Origin of the sequence: Aquabacter spiritensis, from assembly GCF_004346185.1 — a bacterium.
Classification (GTDB): domain Bacteria; phylum Pseudomonadota; class Alphaproteobacteria; order Rhizobiales; family Xanthobacteraceae; genus Aquabacter; species Aquabacter spiritensis.
The window spans coordinates 59,882-80,385 of the sequence record NZ_SMAI01000016.1 but is presented as its reverse complement, the minus strand read 5'-3'; the positions used below and the strand labels follow the sequence as shown (position 1 = coordinate 80,385).

The 20,504-nt window shown below is 62.4% G+C and carries 22 protein-coding genes; 14 read left to right on the top strand and 8 right to left on the bottom strand.

Features of this window, described 5'->3' with window-relative positions:
• Position 1 precedes the first annotated feature (1 nt).
• On the bottom strand, positions 2-949 hold the full coding sequence (locus EDC64_RS20300) for a DUF1403 family protein (RefSeq protein WP_132034805.1): 948 nt from the start codon (positions 947-949) through the stop codon (positions 2-4).
• Between the two features lie 320 nt (positions 950-1,269).
• Here EDC64_RS20300 and EDC64_RS20295 point away from each other — a divergent pair, with 320 nt between their 5' ends.
• From EDC64_RS20295 to EDC64_RS20285, 3 genes are read left to right on the top strand one after another with little or no spacing between them, the layout of a single operon-like run.
• Positions 1,270-1,512, top strand: coding sequence for a type II toxin-antitoxin system VapB family antitoxin (locus EDC64_RS20295; RefSeq protein WP_132034802.1), 243 nt, complete (start codon positions 1,270-1,272; stop codon positions 1,510-1,512).
• Positions 1,512-1,910, top strand: coding sequence for a type II toxin-antitoxin system VapC family toxin (locus EDC64_RS20290; RefSeq protein WP_132034800.1), 399 nt, complete (start codon positions 1,512-1,514; stop codon positions 1,908-1,910). Before EDC64_RS20295 ends, EDC64_RS20290 begins: the two co-directional genes overlap by 1 nt.
• Complete coding sequence (locus EDC64_RS20285) at positions 1,910-3,004, top strand: site-specific integrase (protein ID WP_132034798.1); 1,095 nt, start codon at positions 1,910-1,912, stop codon at positions 3,002-3,004. The genes EDC64_RS20290 and EDC64_RS20285 overlap by 1 nt, the downstream gene beginning before the upstream one ends.
• 47 nt (positions 3,005-3,051) lie before the next feature.
• Here the strand turns inward: EDC64_RS20285 and repC are convergent, their stop codons facing one another.
• The 3 genes from repC to repA all read right to left on the bottom strand — a co-directional run bounded on the left by repC (position 3,052) and on the right by repA (position 6,750).
• Entirely contained in the window at positions 3,052-4,329 is a 1,278-nt protein-coding gene (gene repC / locus EDC64_RS20280) for a plasmid replication protein RepC (protein WP_132034796.1), read from the bottom strand.
• Between the two features lie 168 nt (positions 4,330-4,497).
• Positions 4,498-5,490 carry a plasmid partitioning protein RepB gene (gene repB, locus EDC64_RS20275; RefSeq protein WP_132034794.1) on the bottom strand — a complete coding sequence of 331 codons (993 nt, stop codon included), beginning with the start codon at positions 5,488-5,490 and terminating at the stop codon, positions 4,498-4,500.
• Between the two features lie 72 nt (positions 5,491-5,562).
• Complete coding sequence (gene repA / locus EDC64_RS20270) at positions 5,563-6,750, bottom strand: plasmid partitioning protein RepA (protein WP_132034792.1); 1,188 nt, start codon at positions 6,748-6,750, stop codon at positions 5,563-5,565.
• Positions 6,751-7,223: 473 nt separating this feature from the next.
• Between repA and trbB the strand changes: the two genes are divergently transcribed.
• The 11 genes from trbB to trbI all read left to right on the top strand — a co-directional run bounded on the left by trbB (position 7,224) and on the right by trbI (position 16,757).
• A complete protein-coding gene (trbB, locus tag EDC64_RS20265) occupies positions 7,224-8,186 on the top strand; it encodes a P-type conjugative transfer ATPase TrbB (RefSeq protein WP_132034790.1) in 963 nt (320 codons plus the stop codon).
• A complete protein-coding gene (locus EDC64_RS20260) occupies positions 8,176-8,544 on the top strand; it encodes a TrbC/VirB2 family protein (RefSeq protein ID WP_132034788.1) in 369 nt (122 codons plus the stop codon). The genes trbB and EDC64_RS20260 overlap by 11 nt, the downstream gene beginning before the upstream one ends.
• The gene (locus EDC64_RS20255; RefSeq protein ID WP_132034786.1) at positions 8,537-8,836 is read left to right on the top strand and encodes a conjugal transfer protein TrbD; all 300 of its coding nucleotides are present in this window, start codon (positions 8,537-8,539) and stop codon (positions 8,834-8,836) included. Before EDC64_RS20260 ends, EDC64_RS20255 begins: the two co-directional genes overlap by 8 nt.
• Positions 8,837-8,845: 9 nt before the next feature.
• A complete protein-coding gene (locus tag EDC64_RS20250; protein ID WP_132034784.1) occupies positions 8,846-11,293 on the top strand; it encodes a conjugal transfer protein TrbE in 2,448 nt (815 codons plus the stop codon).
• The gene (gene trbJ, locus EDC64_RS20245) at positions 11,286-12,065 is read left to right on the top strand and encodes a P-type conjugative transfer protein TrbJ (RefSeq protein ID WP_245504810.1); all 780 of its coding nucleotides are present in this window, start codon (positions 11,286-11,288) and stop codon (positions 12,063-12,065) included. Before EDC64_RS20250 ends, trbJ begins: the two co-directional genes overlap by 8 nt.
• The gene (gene trbK / locus EDC64_RS20240) at positions 12,062-12,289 is read left to right on the top strand and encodes an entry exclusion protein TrbK (RefSeq protein WP_132034779.1); all 228 of its coding nucleotides are present in this window, start codon (positions 12,062-12,064) and stop codon (positions 12,287-12,289) included. The genes trbJ and trbK overlap by 4 nt, the downstream gene beginning before the upstream one ends.
• A complete protein-coding gene (trbL, locus tag EDC64_RS20235; protein ID WP_132034777.1) occupies positions 12,283-13,470 on the top strand; it encodes a P-type conjugative transfer protein TrbL in 1,188 nt (395 codons plus the stop codon). Before trbK ends, trbL begins: the two co-directional genes overlap by 7 nt.
• 32 nt (positions 13,471-13,502) lie before the next feature.
• A complete protein-coding gene (gene trbF / locus EDC64_RS20230) occupies positions 13,503-14,165 on the top strand; it encodes a conjugal transfer protein TrbF (RefSeq protein WP_132034775.1) in 663 nt (220 codons plus the stop codon).
• 65 nt (positions 14,166-14,230) lie between these two features.
• A complete protein-coding gene (gene trbG, locus EDC64_RS20225; RefSeq protein WP_245504815.1) occupies positions 14,231-15,010 on the top strand; it encodes a P-type conjugative transfer protein TrbG in 780 nt (259 codons plus the stop codon).
• A gap of 2 nt (positions 15,011-15,012) precedes the next feature.
• On the top strand, positions 15,013-15,474 hold the full coding sequence (gene trbH / locus EDC64_RS20220) for a conjugal transfer protein TrbH (RefSeq protein ID WP_207916149.1): 462 nt from the start codon (positions 15,013-15,015) through the stop codon (positions 15,472-15,474).
• Positions 15,471-16,757: an IncP-type conjugal transfer protein TrbI gene (trbI, locus tag EDC64_RS20215; protein ID WP_132034773.1), complete on the top strand. Its 1,287-nt coding sequence runs from the start codon at positions 15,471-15,473 to the stop codon at positions 16,755-16,757. Before trbH ends, trbI begins: the two co-directional genes overlap by 4 nt.
• Before the next feature lie 125 nt (positions 16,758-16,882).
• On the opposite strand, the gene EDC64_RS20210 is transcribed toward trbI, so the two are convergent.
• The 4 genes from EDC64_RS20210 to EDC64_RS20195 form a co-directional block, all read right to left on the bottom strand.
• Complete coding sequence (locus EDC64_RS20210; RefSeq protein WP_165933832.1) at positions 16,883-17,605, bottom strand: helix-turn-helix transcriptional regulator; 723 nt, start codon at positions 17,603-17,605, stop codon at positions 16,883-16,885.
• Positions 17,606-17,904: 299 nt separating this feature from the next.
• Entirely contained in the window at positions 17,905-18,615 is a 711-nt protein-coding gene (locus tag EDC64_RS20205) for a LytR/AlgR family response regulator transcription factor (protein WP_132034769.1), read from the bottom strand.
• Positions 18,600-19,478: a sensor histidine kinase gene (locus EDC64_RS20200; protein ID WP_165933831.1), complete on the bottom strand. Its 879-nt coding sequence runs from the start codon at positions 19,476-19,478 to the stop codon at positions 18,600-18,602. The genes EDC64_RS20205 and EDC64_RS20200 overlap by 16 nt, the downstream gene beginning before the upstream one ends.
• A gap of 402 nt (positions 19,479-19,880) precedes the next feature.
• Positions 19,881-20,498 carry a lysozyme family protein gene (locus EDC64_RS20195; protein WP_132034765.1) on the bottom strand — a complete coding sequence of 206 codons (618 nt, stop codon included), beginning with the start codon at positions 20,496-20,498 and terminating at the stop codon, positions 19,881-19,883.
• Positions 20,499-20,504: the final 6 nt, after the last annotated feature.

Genomic DNA, 20,504 nt, shown 5'->3' with positions numbered 1-20,504 from the left:
GTCAGAGCCCGTAGAGCTTGAAGCTGGATCGGCCGGACAGTTCGCGCACGGCGCCAAGCGTGACCAGGCGCTCGAACAGCCGGCGCGCCGCGAAGCGGGAGAGCGCGTCGGTCTGCAAGGTCCCGGGCACGACGTCGTCGTCGAGCAGCCGGCGCACCGCGTCGCCGGCGCCCTTGGCGCGTAGCTTCGGCACCACCGCGTCGAGGCCGGCGGCGCGCGGGGCGATCGAGGCGGCCAGCCGGCAGGCCCGGGTGGCGCCCTGCGCGACGGCGACACAGACGGTGACGTCGAGGCCGTCTCCCTGTGGCGAGAGGCCCCCTCCCCTCCCCGCCCGGCGGGGCCCGCCAGCCTCGGCCATCAGCAGCGGCACCGGCAGCGGCCAGCGCAGCCGGAGCGCCAGGACCTGGTCGGCCAGCCACCAGCCGAGCAGTTCCGCGCCAGGCTGCACTGCGGCCACAGCCCGGACGACCGCCGTCGCGGCGAGCGGCGCCGGCCGGCTGGTGGCCAGCAGGCGATCGATCTCATCCGGAAGAAAGGCCAGCCGATCATTCCAGGCAAGGCCGAGCAGCGCGCACACCGATTGGAGCGCCGCACTGTCCACCCCAGGTGAGCGCTCGGCCAGACGCCGCCACGCCGCCAGCAAGCGCCCGGCGGGCCCGGGATCGGCATCCGGCGGACGCAGATGCCAGGCGTCCCGGAGCATGCTTTCATCCTCCGCTCGACCCGCCTGACGCGCCGCCACGGCGGCGCAGGTCAGCGCCAGCCGGGCACGCCACGCGCCGGCCCAAGGCGGGTTCGCCCGCACCAGATTGTCCAAGGAATTCAAAGCTGCGCCGGCCAGGAAGGCTGCCTCAGGCAGGTCCGTCATCGGGCCGTGCGGCACCGCCCAGCCCGGCACGACCGGTACCGGCGATGGCGCTGCGGGCGCTGGAATCGGCGCGAGATCCATGCGCGAAGCCTAGCCGCGTTGTGCGCTTTTAGCTATCGTTATCCGCCTTATCCGCACGCCTTGTCTGAGAATAAGAACGTCCGATAATGTTGCATTATCGGATGTTTTGTACCTTTATATAAGGAATGGCGGTTTTGGGCATGTTGGCGCCCGCCGGCGGCCACCGGCCGGGCCGGAGGCAGCGAGATTCGCGTTCCGCAGGTGTCGGTTTTTCGGGAACGGGTGGCGCAGGGCAAAGGCTGGCGAGCGCGCCAACATGCTCTGTATGGATGATCTCATCCATACGTCATGATAAACGCGTCCATACACAGGAGCGCCCGATGCGAACGCTACAGATCCGTGATGAACGCGCCCGCGCGCTGGCCGAACAGCTCGCGGCGCAGCGCAAGGTTACGATGACCGAAGCGGTGATCCAAGCGCTGGAGAGCGAGCTGACGCGGGAGAAGGACAAGGAGCCGCTGGCCAGCCGGCTCAAACGCATCGCCACCGCCCTCGCAGCAGAGGGACAGCCCACCGGCCGGGAGATGAGCAAGGACGAGATAGACGGGATGTGGAGCCGCTGATGTTCGTGGACAGCTCAGTCCTCGTGGCGATCCTCGCCGATGAGCCGGACGCCGCCGGCTTCGCCACCAAGCTCGCCGCGGCACCGCACCGCTACACCTCGGGCCCGGCGGTCCTCGAAGCCGCGATCCGCTTGTCGCGCCGGCTCGCCGTCGACCCTGTGGCGGCGGAGACGCGCCTCAGCCAGGTCCTGGAAGAGGCGCGGATCTCCCTCATTCCAATCAATGGCAGCATCACGAAGCGCGCCGTCGCGGCCGTCGCGGCCTTCGGCATGGATGGGAACCATCCGGCCCAGCTCAGCCTCGCCGATTGCCTGTCCTACGCCAGCGCGCGGGCCTATCGGGTGCCCCTGCTGTTCAAGGGCGCGCATTTCTCGCAGACCGACATCGAGGTGGCGTGATGATGGCCAGCAGCGCTCCCATCGATGACCAGCCCCACGAGGATGACGACTCGGCCGCCGGCGCAGGTTCAACGCAACCGATCGCCCAGGCCCCCTCCCCTGCCCTGCCGGCGCATCTCACGCGCCTGACCGAACGGGCGCGCGATTACATCGATGCGGCGAGCTCGGCGAACACCCGCCGCGCCTACGCCTCCGACTGGAAGCACTTTTCCAGCTGGTGCCGCCGGCAGGGACTGGAGCTCCTTCCCCCCTCCCCGCAAGTCGTCGGGCTCTACATCACCGCGTGTGCCTCGGGCGCCGCGGTTCCCTGCGGCAAGCCGAACACCGTCTCGACCATCGAGCGGCGGCTGTCGGCGATCGGCTGGAACTACACCCAGCGCGGCACGCCGCTCGACCGCAGCGATCGCCACATCGCCACCGTGCTCGCTGGCATCCGCAACACCCATGGCGCTCCGCCCCGGCAGAAAGAAGCCGTGCTGCCCGAGGACGTCATTGCCATGCTCGAAACGCTCGACCGTGGATCGCTCCGCGGCCTGCGCGACCGGGCCATGCTGCTGCTCGGCTTCGCCGGCGGCCTGCGACGCTCCGAGGTCGTCGGGCTGGACGTCGGCCGGGATCACACCGAGGACGGGACCGGCTGGATCGAGATCCTCGACAAGGGTCTTCTGGTGACGCTGCGGGGCAAGAACGGCTGGCGCGAGATCGAGGTGGGCCGTGGCTCGTCCGACGCCACCTGCCCGGTCGTCGCGCTGGAGACCTGGCTCAGACTGGCCAAGATCGGCCACGGTCCGCTGTTCCGCCGCGTGACCGGCCGGGGCAGGGATGTCGGTCCCGATCGGCTCAACGACCGCGAGGTCGCGCGGCTGGTCAAGCGCACGGCCCTCGCCGCCGGCGTCCGTGGCGATCTCACCGAAGGCGAACGGGAAGAGAAATTCGCCGGCCATTCCCTGCGCGCCGGGCTGGCTTCTTCGGCCGAAGTCGATGAACGCCATGTCCAGAAGCAGCTCGGCCACGCCTCGGCCGAAATGACCCGCCGCTATCAGCGCCGGCGCGACCGGTTTCGGGTGAACCTCACCAAAGCCGCCGGGCTGTAGGACCGGGTTCACGGTTCCGCAGCCATCCATCCGCGCCGAGGATAGCATCACGGCGTCTCGCCGGGGATCCGGCGAGCAGACCCCGCCGATCCCCGAGCTCCGCCGCCGCCCCCTGCCCCGTCGGCTTGCGCATCCAGCTTCGCCCGCAAGAGCGCCATCACCATCGGCCAGGTCGAGAACTTCCCATCCTGGGCGCGCTTCGTCAGGCTGCGCAGATAGCCCCCATGGCTCGAGATGTATTCGGCCCGCTGCAGGATCGCGGCGATGACCGTGGCCGCATTGGTTTCGCCCATTGCTGCGCATGCATCCTGATAGGCACTCGGGCTAATCCCGAGGAAAGCCCGCGCCAGTTGTGCCGTGGCTAGAAGGTCGCGCCAGGTCCTGATTTCGCTGCCCGGAGCCAGGATCACGATCTCCGGGCAGGCCTCAAGCACAATCCCAAGCGGCAGATCCCGTTCCGTGAGCGCACGGAGGTTATCGGGAGCTGCGGCTTCCGCCTTCTCACTCTTCCGAAGGCCCTGTTCAGATTCATGTTGGGAGTCTGGGTTTGAATTCTGTTTGTGACGCTCAGCTTGAGACTCATTGACGCTTGAATTCTGGGAATTGAGGAAGTCTTCCAGCGCCTTATGCACAGCGCCTCGGAGATCGGAGAGCTCCGCCAAGATCACGGCGATGGTCGCCTTCGACGCTGATCTCGGCAGCCGCCCCATCAGGTCCTCGTAGCGCGCCCGATGGGCTCGCCAGTCTCCTGGAACGCCCTCCTCGATGCCGGCGGCGATCAACTTCACCACATCCCGGCGCGCGATCGTCAGCCGCTCGCGCACAATCCGCAGCGCCTTCTTCTCAGCCTGCACCGCCTCGGCGAGCGTCCTGAACTCCTCCGCACGCGCCACGATCGGCGCCAGGTCGAATCCGTAGGCCTGTTCTATCTCGCCCGTTGGCCCCTTTCGGGCAAAGCGCTTTCCGTTGGGGCTGTCTCTGCGAATGACCAAGCCACAATGCACGAGGACCGCAATGTGTCGGCGGAGCGTCGCGGGCGCCATCCCGTTCGCGCGATCGCTGAGCTGGTTGTTGGACGGAAACACCACGAGATCAGAGTCCGCGCACAGCGTCGTCTCCTGGTGGAACGAGAGGAGGGCGCTCAGGATGGCGAGAGAGCGATCGGATGCGCCAATCGCCTCACGGGCTTCCCGGATGTGCTGGAACACCTTCCATTTGTGAACGATGGCTTCCGGTGGGGCGGCACGCGACGCCATCTGCGTCGAAATTTGGTCAAGCGTCATCGGGCGCCGCCCAAAGGGCGTCGTTGCGACATGCGTCTGCATTTTCCTTCACCTATCGCTAGGCAAAAGAAGTCCGGCCTCCAAAACGGCATACGTCAGCATGCCGGTTGGCCTTGACACTGATTCGCGGAAGTGGGATTCTCTCAGTCGCCAAACTGAAAAGAGAAGGGCTTCCGGAACTCCGTTTCGGGGGCCTTTTTCTTTTGCGGGTTAGCCTCCATTTTCCTGTGAACCGACGTCCTGCCGAAAGGCCTCGTAGAGACGATCGAGATTCTCCGACAGGTACTCACCAAACGCGCGGGCGTCAGAGCTCTTGGCTTTGAGCGCCAACGTGAACTTCTTGCTCTCGATCGCCATATCGGCGCTCAATGAGCTGTCCGAAGATGCCCAGGTCTTTTTCTCCGGCTCGGCCTTAGCGCGCTTGCGCGCCGGCACGGTCTTCAGACGTCGAACAAAAAGCTCGAAGCGCTGATCACCTGCGGCCTCGGTAACGGCTGGATCGCGAAGAAGCTCATCCGCGCGTGCATTGTTTGCCGGGTTGTCCAGGAGGAGCTTGAGTTCGTACCAGCGGTCCCGACCGATTCCCTTTGCCTGCTCGAGGGCACCCAGCACGCCTGCCGGCAGGTTCGCCACAGCCAGAAGCTTCGAGAGCGTGCCACGGTCGACAGACAGCGCGCTCATGATCGTCGCGTTGTCGTCGTCGTAGCGCAGTCGAGCGAGCTCTCCGGCAAACAGCGCGCGGTCAATGAACGGCACATTCGCCCGAGCTGAGTTCTCCTGGCCGAGCGCAACAACGTGGTCGCGGTCCTCCATCTCCTTGACGATCGCGCGCACCGTCCGGCCCAGGGCCTGGGCGACCTTGAGGCGTCGATGCCCGAAGACAACCATGTAGCGCCCGGCCGCTTTTGGATGCGGCCGAACCAGGATCGGCGTGTCTTGGCCCCGATCGCGAATTGCGGAAAGGACGACATTGAACTCTTCCGGATCATCTGTCCGCCGATCGCGCACGAACGAGGGATCAATCAGGTCCGGCTCGAGTTCGATGACCGTCTCGCCTTCCGCAAGCTTATCGGCCTTGGCCGCCATCTCATCTAGCGAGCTGAGAAGCGATCGAGATGCGCCCTTGGCCGCATAGTCCAGCACAGAGCGGTCCAGCGCTGGCCCACTGGCCGATAGGTTTGCGAGTGGATTTTTACGAGCCATCTCACGCGCCTCTCAAACATGCTAGATGATTGAAAGTGTGCTGGTTTTTATGGGTTTTGACTGCAGTCAACATCACAGCCGCCCCCACGCTTTGTGAATCAGAGCCTGAACCTCGAAATTGACGGCGTCCAAGGCCTCGATGGCGCGGTCGTAGGTATCGCGGTTGAAGTTAGCGCGCTCGACCTCGTAGAGCGTCTGCTTAGTCAAGCCGGCGTCGGAGATGGCCGTGGACTTCACCATCGGGTGTTTCAAGATTTCCTCGGTGAGCATCGACTGCATGAAGCCGAGCATCTGGACCTGCGGCACATCCGTCGCCTCGTAACGGGTGATCAAGTAACGGAGCCAGTCAATCTTCACCGGCGCCCCATTCTTCCGAATGGCCTGCACGAAATTTCCGAGCATGAGAAGGAACTGGCTCATCGACATCAGGTCGAGCATCTGCGGATGAACGGTGATGAGCACCGACGACGACGCAGTTAGCGCGGTCAGGGTCAGGAAGCCGAGCTGGGGAGGGCAGTCGATCACGACGACATCGAAGCGGTCGTCGACATCTTCGAGCGCCCGGCTGAGCCGCGTGAAGAACAGTTTGCCCTCACTCGAACGCTGCATGAACAGCGGCGTATCATACTCGTACTCCTGCAGCTCCAAGTTCGCCGGAATGATTTCGAGAAGCGGAAAGTTCGTCGGCGCAATGACGTCGGCGATCGGCTTACGCTTCTCATCGTACCGGATAGCGTCATAGAGCGAGGGATTCCGGTCGATCTCGGGCTGGAATCCGTGCAACGCAGACAGGGACGCCTGGGGGTCGAGATCGATCGCCAGCACACGGTGGCCTGTCAGCGCTAGGTGCTGAGCGAGATGGGCGGCCGTCGTCGTCTTTCCCGAGCCGCCCTTGAAATTCACAACCGCGATGACTTGAAGCTTCTCGCCCGGCTTACGGTAGGGGACATACTTCTTCGCGTCCGAACGGCCGTTCTTATCGAGATAGTGCCGGAGCTCGATCATCTGCTCAGCGGTGTAGAAGCGTCGTCCGCCACCCGCGATAAGAGGCTCCGGGCCCTTGCCCTCCAGGTGAAGCCGCTTAAGGTTGTTTGGGGAGACGCCGAGATAATGGGCGACCTCGGCCATAGGAAAACGGCGAAGCGTCTTCTTCGCGTCCGGCGGGAATTTCTCCAGCCGGAGCTGATCGAGCTTGCGAGAGATCTCCGCTCCCTGAGCTAGGATCTTCTCATCAAATTCGAATGATGGAAGTGAACCCATCCTTCCCGCCTCGATTCAGATAATGGCGCCAGCAGCGCCTAAAGTGCCGATTTAGCGCCAGTATGTGCGATTCCCCCCCGCTGGCAAGGAGATAAGGGTTACTGAAAAGTAAACGCCGCTCCGAATCGAACCCTATGCTAGGCGATCGATCAGCAATAGTCGCCTTATTTTCAATAGCTTAGCCTATAACGCAAACGTAGCTGCTACCCCGCATAAATGCCGGGTCCAAGCTCTCTTCAAGCGATGCGAGGCACCGGCTCAGTGCAAGGCCTTCGCCGCAGAATCGGCAGCCTCCGGTTCCACTGGTCCCCTATTTGCGGCTGGCCCGGCATTTCTGCCGGGGTGACCCTCGTGCCGTCCACATGCTGGTTTCCTTCACCACGATTTGGGTGAGGGACATTCACCGTGAACAGCACGAGCTTTCGAGCTTTCCAGGCTGAGGTATGCCACATCGCCGGCGTCGGGACGGCGCGGTGATGGAGCTGCGCTCCCACCCGCGACTGGTCCGCAAGCTCCAGACTGCTCTTGGTGACACCATTTGCTCAGCCTTGGATGAGCCGACTGTCGTTGAAATCATGGTCAATCCAGACGGGCGTCTCTTCATCGAGCGGCTAGGGCAGGGGATGACGCACGCTGGCTCGATGCCTTCCGGCTCGGCGGAGATCATCATCGGAAGCGTTGCGCACGCACTCCAATCCGAGGTCGATCACGAGAAGCCGATCGTCTCAGGGGAGCTGCCAATTGGAGGGCATAGGTTCGAGGGCCTTCTGCCGCCCATCGTCCAGTCGCCTAGCTTCACGATCCGCAAGCGAGCCTCCAAGCTCATCAGCCTGGAGGAGTATGTCGGCGCCGGCGTGCTGACCGAGGGCCAGTTCAAGGCCATCCGTAATGCCATCGAGGCACGCCTCAATATCGTGATCTCGGGCGGAACTGGGAGCGGCAAAACCACGCTCGCCAACGCCGTCATCACCGAAATGGTGAATGTCGCCCCCGACCACCGTCTGGTGATCCTGGAGGACACCGGCGAGATCCAATGCGCCGCCGAAAACGCGGTTTCCCTGAAGACCAGCGACGCGGTCGACATGGCCCGCCTCCTGAAGAGCACTATGCGCCTCCGGCCGGATCGGATCATCGTCGGGGAGGTGCGCGATGGCGCTGCGCTGACCTTGCTCAAGGCTTGGAACACAGGTCACCCGGGCGGTGTCACGACCATCCATAGCAACACCGCCCAGTCGGCACTGCGCAGGCTCGAGCAGCTTACCGCTGAGGTGAGCCACCAGCCGATGCGCGAGGTGATCGGCGAGGCAGTGGACCTGATCGTCTCGATCGAGCGCACACCGCGCAACCGCTGCGTGCGGGATGTCGTGCACGTCGAGCGCTACGTCGACGGTGCCTACCAAATGGAAATCTGCGGAGGAGTTCAGCATGCTGGGTAGACGGGCAATGCGCGTGGGGTTTGCGGTCGCGGTTCTCGCACTTGCGGCGGGACCGGCGATGGCCGCCACCGGCGGCGGGGGCGGCCTTCCCTGGGAAGCCCCCCTCCAGCAGATCCAGCAGTCCATCACTGGACCCGTCGCAGGCTTCATCGCCCTAGCCGCGGTCGCGGTTGCGGGCGGCATGCTCATCTTCGGTGGCGAGCTGAACGATTTCGCGCGGCGCCTCATGTACGTGGTGCTGGTCGCCGGCATCCTGCTCGGCGCCACCCAGATCGTCGGCATGTTCGGGGCGACCGGCGCATCGATCGGCGACGTGAGCTCGCTGATCGATAGGGCAGGGGGCAGCCTAGATGGCTGATGTGCCGTCCCCGCTTGCCCGGAGCCTTATCCACCGGGCGCTTTCGCGGCCGAACCTCCTCATGGGCGCTGACCGCGAGCTCGTTCTTGTGACGGGCCTCGCCGCAATCATCCTGATCTTCGTGGTGTTGACCTGGTACGCCGCACTTCTCGGTCTAGTGATCTGGTCCGTGGTCGTCGGCATGCTGCGAATGATGGCCAAGTCCGACCCGCTGATGCGGCAGGTCTATGCGCGACACATTCGCTATCGGCCCGATTACCGGCCGACGTCGTCACCGTGGCGCAGATACTGAGGCGGGTCCATGGTCGCGCTGCGTGATTTCCGCCATCACGGACCGTCGTTCGCCGATCTCCTGCCATATGCTGGCGTCGTGGCCGACGGCGTGATCCTCCTTAAGGACGGCTCGCTCATGGCGGGCTGGTACTTCGCGGGCCCCGACTCCGAAAGCTCGACCAATCCCGAGCGGAACGAAGTCTCGCGACAGATCAACACGATCCTCGCACGCCTGGGCTCTGGATGGATGATCCAGGTCGAGGCGGTCAGGATCCCGGCGACGGAGTACCCTCAACCACAGGCAAGCCGATTTCCAGATGCGGTCACCCTTGCGATCGATGCCGAACGCCGCGCCCACTTCGAGCGTGAGGGCGGTCATTTCGAGAGCCAGCATGCACTCATCTTGACCTATCGGCCGACAGAGCGCCGCCGCTCGGGGCTCACCCGCTACATGTATTCCGACTCCGAAAGCCGGACGGCGCGATACGGCGACCTAGTGCTGGAAGCTTTTCAGAACGCGATCCGGGAAGTCGAACAGTATCTTGCGACCGTTCTCTCAATCCGACGCATGCGCGTGCGCGTGGCGCAGGAGGCGAATGGCCCGGCTCGTTACGACGAGCTGTTCCAGTTCATCCGGTTCTGCATCAGCGGCGAGAACCATCCGGTGCGCCTGCCCAGCGTGCCGATGTATTTGGACTGGCTCGCAACTGCGGAGCTCCATCACGGCCTCTCCCCGTTGCTCGATGGCCGATACCTGTCGGTCGTCGCGATCGACGGCTTTCCGGCGGAGAGCTGGTCCGGGATCCTCAACTCACTCGACTTGATGCCCCTGACCTACAGGTGGTCGAGCCGCTTCATGTTTCTCGACGAGCAGGAAGCGCGACAACGCCTCGAGCGCACGCGGAAGAAATGGCAACAGAAAGTCCGACCCTTCTTCGATCAGCTGTTCCAGACGAGCTCGCGTTCCATCGACCAGGACGCACTGGCGATGGTGGCAGAAACCGAGGACGCTATTGCCCAGGCCGCGTCACAGCTTGTCGCCTATGGGTACTACACCCCGGTCATCGTCCTCTTCGACAGCGACGAGGCGCGCCTGCGGGAGAAATCCGAGGCTGTGCGCCGCCTCGTACAGGCCGAAGGGTTCGGGGCGCGCATCGAAACCCTGAACGCAACCGAGGCCTATCTCGGCAGCCTTCCCGGAAACTGGTACGCCAATGTCCGCGAACCGCTCATCAACACCCGGAACCTCGCCGACCTCATCCCGCTCAACTCGGTCTGGTCCGGAAGCGCCGTCGCGCCATGCCCCTTCTTCCCGGTCGGTTCTCCGCCGCTGATGCAGGTCGCGTCCGGCTCGACCCCTTTTCGATTGAACCTGCATGTTGACGACGTCGGCCATACCCTGATCTTCGGACCGACCGGGTCGGGAAAGTCCACTCTCCTCGCGCTGATCGCAGCGCAGTTCCGCCGCTACGACCGCGCCCAAGTCTTCGCCTTCGACAAGGGCGGCTCGATGCTGCCTCTGACGCTGGCCGTGGGCGGCGATCACTATGCCGTCGGCGGGGGAGGGGAGGGGGCGGCTGAGCTCTCCTTCTGCCCGCTAGCGGAGCTGGCCACCGACAGCGACCGCGCGTGGGCAAGCGAATGGATCGAGACGCTCGTCTCGATGCAAGGCGTGACGATCACGCCGGACCACCGAAATGCGATCTCGCGCCAGATCGGCTTGTTGGCGGCGGCGCAGGGCCGGTCGCTTTCTGATTTTGTCAGCGGGGTGCAGTTGCGGGAGATCAAGGACGCTCTCCACCACTACACCGTCGACGGTCCGATGGGCCATCTCCTCGACGCGGAAGAAGACGGGCTGACGCTCAGGGCGTTCCAGACCTTCGAGGTCGAGGAGCTCATGAACATGGGGGAGCGGCACCTGATCCCCGTGCTGCTCTATCTGTTCAGACGCATCGAGAAGCGTCTCACCGGCGCACCAAGCCTGATCATCCTGGACGAGGCCTGGCTGATGCTCGGCCACCCGATCTTCCGGGACAAGATCCGGGAATGGCTGAAGGTGCTACGCAAGGCGAATTGCGCCGTAATCCTCGCGACGCAGTCCATCTCCGACGCCGACCGGTCGGGGATTATCGACGTGCTGAAGGAGTCTTGCCCGACGAAAATCTGCCTGCCGAATGGCGCGGCGCGCGAACCCGGAACGCGCGAGTTCTACGAGCGCATCGGCTTCAACAGCCGGCAGATCGAGATCGTCGCGACCGCCACCCCCAAACGCGAATACTACGTCGCGTCCCCGGAAGGCAGGCGCCTTTTCGATATGGCGTTGGGGCCGATCGCGCTCGCATTCGCCGGGGCCTCCGGAAAGGAGGACCTCGCCCGGGTCCGCGCGCTCCGGCAGGCCTTCCAGGAAGCGTGGCCCATCCATTGGCTTACGGAGAGAGGGGTTGGGAATGCCCACACACTGCTCGCCAATGCGTAGCGCGATCACCGCCGCCTTTGCGCTCGCCTGCGTCATCGCAGCGGTCCCGGCGCACGCCGGTGCGGCCGCCGGCGGCGCGACGGAATTCACGCAGCTGCTGAACAACGGCGAGCTCGTGAGCCTCGTCGGCAAATCCGCCGATCAGATCACCAATCAGCTCAAGCAGATCGACCAGCTGGCGCAGCAGATCCAGAATCAGCTGAACATCTACAACAACATGCTCCAGAACACGGCGCGCCTGCCAAGCCATGTGTGGGGTCAGGTCGAGCAGGATCTCAACCGCCTGCAGAGCGTCGTTGCCCAAGGGCAGGGGATCGCCTTTTCCGGTGGCAACATCGACGATGTCCTAAGACAGCGCTTCCAGAGCTATTCGTCATTTCGAGGCGCTCTCCCAGGCGGCACGACGTTCTCCAGCTCGTATCAGAGCTGGTCCGACACCAACCGCGATACGATCGCCGGTACCCTGCGGGCGGCAGGCTTGACCTCCGAACAGTTCGGCACGGAGGAAGCGACGATGTCCTCGCTTCGCTCGATGTCCGAGACGGCCGACGGGCAGATGAAGGCCCTCCAGGTCGGCCACGGGATCGCAGCCCAGCAGGTCGACCAGTTACAGAAGCTGCGCGGTCTCTTCTCGCAGCACATGGCGATGGTGGGCACCTGGTACCAAGCGGACCAGGCACAGAAAGACCTGGCCCAAGCGCGACGGGAGCAATTCTTCAACGCACCGGTCAATGGTGTTCGCGGCGGCCAGACGATGGAACCGCGCTGGTGAGCCCGCGGATCCTCATGCTCATCGTGGGCGGGCTTATCGCCATTGGCGCGAGCGTCACCATCTGGATCGCCGCGCGACCGGCATCTGCTCCGGCATCGGCCGATGCCGCCCCGGCGATTGTCACTTCTTCAGATTCGCAGCGCCGCGAACGGGCCGAGAAGTTCCTAGGCGGCAACCCCAATATCGATGTGCGGGGCGGACAGGAGATGCGCCCGCGATGGTGAGCCATGATCCCCCACGCGCCGGCCTGACGACTGTTCTGGTGGTTGGCATTGTTCTCCTGGCTGTGGAGCCGGCCCTGGCGCAACAGGGCGCTGTCCTCACTACGCTGGAGAACTCCGTCGTCACTGCGGCCAAGGGCTGGGAGGCAACGGTGACGAGCGCGGCGCGCTCGCTATTCTGGATCCTCGCTGCCATCGAGATCGGCATCGCTGCGGTCTGGCTCGCGCTTCAGGCCGCCTCGCTCGACAGCTGGTTTGCCGAGCTGGTGCGCCGGATCATGTTCATTGGCTTTTTCGCGTTCGTCCTCGATCGCGGCCCAGCACTCGCCAAAGCCATCGTCGACAGCCTTTTCCAGATCGGCGCCGGCGGTGGCTCCGCTTCGCCCGCGAACATCTTCGATGCCGGAATCCGCGTGGCATCGAAGATGTCGGAGCAAGCGAAGTTCGGCCTCTTCGAGGACAACGCGCTCGCTATCGCCGCGGTCTTCGCCATGGTCGTCGTTGTCATCTCCTTCAGCCTGGTCGCGGCGATCTTCGTCGCCGTCATGGTGGAGATGTATGTCGGGCTTCTCGCCGGCATGATCATGCTCGGGCTCGGCGGCTCATCCTTCACAAAGGATTTCGCCGTCCGATACCTCGTCTACGCGTTCAGCGTCGGCATGAAGCTGATGGCGCTCGTCATGATCGCGCGCATCGGCTCCGACGTCCTCCTTGGCCTCGCTGAAGCGCCCACGGCGTCCTCGGACCAGTTCATCACCACCTTGGCGATCGCCGGCATCTCCGTCGTGGTCTTCATCATCGCCATGTACGTCCCGAGCATCCTCCAGGGCGTCGTGCAGGGGGTCTCCGTGTCGAGCGGGATGGAAGGCATTCGCCACGGATCGCAGGCGGCAAACTTCGCCCTTGCCACTTCGGTGGGTGGCGCCTCGCTTGCCTGGGGCGCCGCCAAGGCCGGCGCCGCATCTTATTCCGATGCGCGGGCCCAAGGGTCCTCAATGGCCGGGGCCGCGCTCAAGGGGATGGCCGGTGGCATTGGCGCCGCGGGTGGCGCGGTGGCGGCCGCCGCTCGCGACCAAGCCATGGACGCCCGGGGCACGTTCGGCACATCCACACTCGGCCTCGCAAATGCCAAGCTCGATGAGGCTCGCAAACAATCCATGGGAAATAGGGGAGGGGGGAAATGACGCCCGCCGTTCGCAAAAAGGGGAGGCCTTGAATGCCATCGCCGAGCACTCCAGAAAGCCCCTACCTTGCCGCGCGCCAAGAATGGAACGAGCGCTACGGCTCCTACGTCCGAGCGGCTGCGGCCTGGCGGACCGTGGGCATCATCGCCCTCGCCATGGCGGTCGTCAGCAGCTCGTACGCGCTCTATCAGAGCACGCAGGTCAAACTGGTTCCCTACATTGTCGAGGTCGATAAGCTCGGTACGGCTGCAAGTGGCGGCTACCCTCAACAGATCGAGTATGCCGACCCGCGCGTGGTGCGAGCGACCCTTGGAAGCTTCATCTCGGCATTCAGATCGGTGACGCCCGACACGGTCGTGCAGAAGCGGTACATCGACCGCGCTTACGCGATGCTGCGGACCTCAGATCCCGCGACAGAGAAAGTGAACGGCTGGTTCCGTTCGAACTCGCCTTTCGAGAAGGCAAAGGGGGCGACCGTCGCGGTCGAGGTGAACAACATCGTCGCCCTGTCACCTCAGTCCTGGCAGATCGATTGGACCGAGTTTGAACGCGACCGACAGGGCAAAGAGCTCGCTGCGCGGCGCTTTCGCGGTGTTGCAACGGTGACCCTGACCCCGCCGCAGGATGAGGGGGTTATTCGGCTCAATCCGATCGGGCTGTACCTCAAAGACTTCGATTGGACCGCCCAGCTATGATCGCCACAACATCGTTCGCCATGGATACGACTAGGAGCAGGCTTTTCGCATGCGCCCTCGCCATCATGGCATCAACCGCCTTCAGCACCACGGCGGTGCGAGCCCAAGGAATGACTGCCAACGAGGCGCGAGGGACCGCGATCTCATCGCGTTGGCAGCAGGGCAGGGGTCTCGTCACCCGCGGCCCGGACGGGCAAGTCATATTCCTTTATGGCGAGGTCCAGCCATCCGTCGTCTGCTCGCCCCTCCAGGTCTGCGACATCGAGCTCCAAGGGGGTGAGGTGGTCCGTGACGTGCTCGTCGGGGACACGGTCCGGTGGAAAGTCGAGCCCGCGACTTCCGGCGCAGCCGGCGCTCAGGCCGTGCACCTCATCGTCAAGCCGGCCGAGGCTGGCCTTGTGACCTCGATGGTGGTGACGACGTCGCGGCGGACCTACCACATCCAATTGAAGTCGAGCTCCGGCCAGTACATGGCGCGTGTTGCATTCGCCTATCCCGAAGACGTCAGTGCGAAGCTTTCGGAGGTCAACGCACGTGTCCAGGCGGGTGGTGCCGGCGGCATTCCAGCCGAGCAGCTGAATTTCGAGTTCCAGGTCATTGGAAATGCGACCTGGCGCCCGTCGCGGGTCTATTCGGACGGACTGAAGACCTACATCCAGTTCCCGTCGGCATTGCCCGGGCAGGACGCGCCTGTCTTGTTCGTCGCCTCGGGTGGGCAGAACCGCATCGTCAATTATCGCCTCAACGGAACGATGATGGTTGTCGACTATCAGATCGACGAAGCGATCCTGATTTCCGGCGTCGGCTGGACGCAGCAAAAAATCACGATCCGTCGCGGGGGCTGAGAATGGCGAACTTGGCAACCCTCTCCCGCGCGACGGCCGCGCTCCTGGCGGCAATGTGCCTTGCCGGCTGTGGGACCATGGGCGATGGCGCTCTTACAATGAGCTCTGGTCCCTCGGAGATTCCGCCGGCGGCTGCCGCCGCAATTGCCGGTGACATGGTCGGTCGGTTGAGTGAGCGGATCGGGCCCGCTCGTCCGACTGTTCAACTCAAAACCGATGGCTCCCCCTTCAGCCAGGCACTGCAAAGCTCGCTGAAGTCCTGGGGATATGGCGTGGTGACGGACGGCCAGGCCCAGACCGGCCCAACAATCACGCTCGCCTATGTCGTGGAGCCAATGGATGGGCAGTATCTCGCCCGCCTGTCGACGAGCGATTTCGACCTTGGACGTTTCTATCGCGTCACGACCGCCGGCGCCGCGCCTTCGAGCCCGCTCTCGGTGTTGGAGAGGGGGCAGATGTCATGAGTGGCTCTCTCAATCTCGGGGGCGCGCCTTCCCAACCTCCTCGCATCCGGCGCCTCAATCGCCTGCCGGTGGTCATCGCGATCGCCCTCGCGGTCGTGTTCTTCGGGGTGATCGTTTACGGGCTCTCGACCCGTGGCATGCGCTGGGCGGACCGCGGTCTTGAGGCCGGGTCCAATTCACCACCGGCATCCAGCTTTCGCGACCAGCTGAAGGCTGGGGTGCGTGACGGCATCATCGGCGCGCCACAGGAGGTCACACCCCCGCCGCCGACCGAACGGCCAGCGGAGGCCCACCCGCCTTCTCCGCCACCGGTGCCCACCCCTCCACGCACGGCCGGAACGTCCCAGGCGCTTGAGCCGGAGGAGGCTTGGCGTGCGCGTCTCCTCCGCGAGCAGGAAGAGCAATACATCCGGGAGCGCCAACGCCAGAGGATGGCCCAGCTGCAGGCCGACCACGCGGCCTACGATTCGCCCATTACCGTGGATATCAAGGGCGCGCAGGCGTCCGTGGCACGGCCGGGGCCGAATGGCGCTGCGATAGCGAGCACCGGCTCCCCGGCCAGTTCCTCCGACCTCTATACGGCCGCATTAAAGGGCGGCTTAGGAGGGGCAGTCGATCCGAATGGCCAGAATGCCAAGGAGACCTTTTTCAACCAGGACTTAAAACAGGTCGGCTACCTGCCCAATCAGGTCGTTACACAGACCTCCCGTTTCGAACTCAAGCGCGGCTCGGTTATTCCGGCGACGTTGATCACGGGCATCAATTCGGATCTTCCCGGCCGCATCACGGCCCAGGTTAGCCAGAACGTCTATGACAGCGCGACCGGCCATTGCTTGCTGATCCCGCAAGGCACGAAACTACTGGGCAAGTACGACTCCAAGGTGTCGTTCGGACAGAGCCGCGTGCTCGTGGTGTGGACCGACATCATTTTTCCGAACGGCTCGACACTACAGATTGGCAACATGGCGGGAACAGACGCCGCAGGGTATGGCGGCTTCAATGACGAGGTCGACAACAAGTATTTCCAGACCTTCGGGTCGGCGATCCTTGTCGCGCTGATCGGCGCCGGCATCAACGCGGCGACGCCACAGAGCAATAATCCCTTCAACAGCACCAACAGTGCGCAGTTCGCTGCTCAACAGTCTTTCGTGGAAACCTTCGGCCGGTTCGCCCAGGAGACGATCTCAAAAAACCTGAATGTCCAACCGACGCTTCAGATCCGGCCGGGATACCAATTCAACGTCCTCGTGGACCAGGATATTGTCTTTCCGGCTTCTTACTGAAATTGAATTGTCCAAGCTGAGGTTAGATCGAGTACCCAGCGGGGCAAATCGCGCTAGCGGCCCTTCCATATCTCCGAGGGCCGATACACTGATCGCAACCGAAGGACTTTGGCTCACCCTGGCGGTCAGATTAACTCACGTGTAGTGGCGATCCACACGGCATGCGCTATGTTCGCCGCATGGAGCTTTTCCCGAGCCTGCTCAAGGTAGAATCTCACGGTCTTCTCAGTAATACCGAGCATACTTCCTGTTTCAGCCTTCGTCTTACCCATAGACGCCCACTTAAGACAAGTGAGTTCGCGAGGTGATAGAGTTATATCGGCGGCGTTCAAAAGGGCCGATCCAAGTCGCGTAATGTTGAGATGCAGGAGGGCAACTGCCGTCGTCACGTGTGTGGGGTCGCGAACGGCGATGGTCTCGGTCGGGCGCTCTGAGGCCAGGGTCAGCATTGCCATGGTTCCGAACCCGACCCTGATGGGAATAGAAAACCCCGAGACTCGCCCGAACGCCTTTGCTTCCTCGATTATCTCAGAAACCTCGGGATTTGCCCGCCCCATTACCGGTCCCGACCACGCAAACGGCAGCATCGACCGCCGAGCGGTCACGACAACTGGATCGATCGCAAAGTAATTCCTGGAGAGATAACGTTGAACCCACTCTTCTGGGTAGTTTGAGAAGAGACGACTCTCTGCTGCCCTGATAGCGGCGTACGTGAAGCGCTCGAAACCGGCGCGGTCCGCAAATCGAGCAAGTGCGCTCTTAATTGTCTGCGCATCCTGAGCAACTTCCATGGCATCGATCAAATCGGGCACATAGTCGTCCAGAAAACGCTCCGCTGCCGCCGACATCCACTTCTCCATCCGGCAGGCTTGGCCCTCCATGGCCGAGCTGCCGCGTTCCTTCCGGATGCCTGCGGAGGGCAGCCGGCAAATTTCTGACATGATGGAGATGGCACGATCGATTCAGTTTCGCAGCGGCACGAGACTTACGGATCGACGAGCATGACATTAAAATCGGTCAGCATGGCGTAGAGCGCAAAGGCTCGAGGTGTGCAGCCGAACGACGACAATCGGCTTTTCCATTTGCCATGCACATCATCTACACGGCGCTGCTAAAACATGAGTGCTGAGAAGACCCAACGCGGCAGCTAGATGGGCCGCGACCGCAATACAGCTCGCAGCCGCAGCGCCGCCATCCGCCCGATCGTCAACGGCGACGATATTCCGTCCATCGTGAGCCAAATGTCATCACGTGAGCGCACGTCAATTCGCCGAAGACGGTCTCGATTGATCATGAGGGACCGCCCGAGACGTAGGAAAGGTGGAGACGGGAGCTGGCTTTCAAAATGCTTCAGTGTCCTCAGCATCATCAATGCACCTTGGTCCGCGAGGAGGACCTGTGTGAAGTCTCCATCGGCCTTTAATGCGACGATCTCTTGCGGAGCGACCAGAACGGAACGGCTGGGCGTCCGCAGTTCAATCGGGGGGTGAAATGCGCGCTCACTAAGGAGCGCTTTCTCAACCCGCACGATGGTTTCCGCCAGCCGCTCCTCGTCCACCGGCTTCAAAATGTAGTCCACCGCTGCTACCGAAAATGCATCCAGAGCGTGTTCAGGGTGCGCTGTGATGAAGACGATCTTCGGTGGTCTGTCAAAGTTGGAGATTACGTCAAATCCATTCGATCCGTTCAGAGCGATATCGAGGAATACGAGATCTGGACGCCTCGATGCGATGAGCTCCAGTGTGTCGGCAATTGCCTCCGCCTCTCCGACCACCTCGACGTTCGGATGATCGGCGAGAAGGCGTCGCAGCCCCAGGCGAGCGCGAGGCTCGTCGTCGACAATCAGGACGCGGAGCATGGCTCACCCTCCAGCACCAGCGTCGCAAGAACATGATCAACTCCACCTGCGCCCGGATTGATTTGGCGGAGCGCAAAATGATGCCGACCAGGATAATGCACCTCCAGCCGTCGACGGACATTCGCGAGCCCTATTCCGGCATGAGGAGGCGCCGGCGCATTGGACTCCAGCCTCCCCGTATTCTCAACTTCGGCTATCAGCGCCGTGTCTTGGAATGTGATGCGAACGCTAATCTCCAGCAGGGAGCTCCGATCACCGTGGTTCACGGCGTTTTCCACCAGGGGCTGAAGAAGGAAGTGTGCAATCGGCCGATCAGCGGCAGCTGGGTCGACCAGGACTGATGAATTTAGTCGCTCTCCGAAGCGATCTTTCTGGATAGCCAAATAAGCAATCAGACCTATTGCTTCATCCTCTGCCTGAACCACTGGATTTCGAATTCCGGCAAGTGAGTGCCTCAGGTACGCAGCGAGATCCTTCATCATTGGGAGTGCAGCACCGGAACCGCTTCTTACTTCCTCAATGATGCCGTTGAGTGCGTTAAACAAAAAATGTGGCTCAAGCTGAAGGCGCAGTTGGCGGATTTCCGCACGCAGTGCGTCCGCTTCTGCTGCAATGGCACGTCGCTGCTCGGATTGCTTTGCCATTTCCGCATGAACACAAAAGTATAAAATGCTCCAGCTCGCCAATACAAATGTGTAGTGAATGAATGGTATCAATAATTGTTCATACGTGCTCCAAAATGGAATACTCCAGCCCATCGTCAATCGTATTGATGCGATCAATCCAGAAATAATGATTCCGCCTGTTAGCGAGAGAATCACAATCATTCCAATGCTTTTTGCGATGGACTGAACCTTCGCCATGCGATCTAAATATATCCGCCGCATTCCCGCGGATAATATTAAAAATGCCGGAAATGCAATGACTGATAGTACAATTGAGACGAGTACATTTTCGTATATGAGCTGTCTATCAGAGAAATCTACTATAGCGAATAAACCCCAACCGATTATCTGAGCCCGCCAGAATCGCGGAATTCCGTCAAACCCAATGAAAGTTCTGGTCTCTTGGTATACGGACATTGTCTTTCCTCGGATCGGTCCAACCCGGCAATCGCGAGGATGATTATACAACCCCATGGTTGCAGACGTTTGTCACAGCCGGTTCCCATCCAAGTCGCCAGCATCACCGTGAGGGGACCAAGGGGACGTGGGAATTTGTGGCACCGGCTTCGTGGCGATGAAAATAATCTCTCTGATTTATTTCTATTTTCGGCCTGACAGTGCGCTTAGGTCTACCCTAATATCGGCCGTGTTGGGATTATTGGCCTTGGTCTCCAGATCCGGCTGCTGAACAGGCTGCGATTTTGCCCCTTCTCGACTGACTCCTTCATATGTTTGATCCCCGTTGATACTATCAGCTCCGCCATTAGCCTTCGGAGGACCTGGATCCGGCTGCGAAAAGACATACTCACCGTCAAAATAGCCGGTTTTCCATGCCGAGATCGCGTCTGTAAGCGCCTCGTCACGTGGTGCACCATACCATTTCACAACGATGCGATAGATTTTGCCGAACAGCTGCGTGCCGAGCTTGATGTTGGTGCAGGGGTCGACGACCTCCGTGATTTCGCTCGGGTCAGCCGTACCAACACCGGCTGGCAATTGAGTGATGCCGACGCGTACGACAGCGTGGCCCAGATAGCTCCGGATAAGCGATACCGCATCCTCTGGTGTCGCCGACGGTGGCACGAGGATCACTCGCTTTCCGGAGGTGATGGAGATCGCAAGCGGGTTATCGGAACCGACAGCGGAGACGAATTTTTCGACAATCGCGGGCTTGAGCGCCGGGTCGGCGCACTGCTTGATCATAGCGGCATCGAACATGGCGAC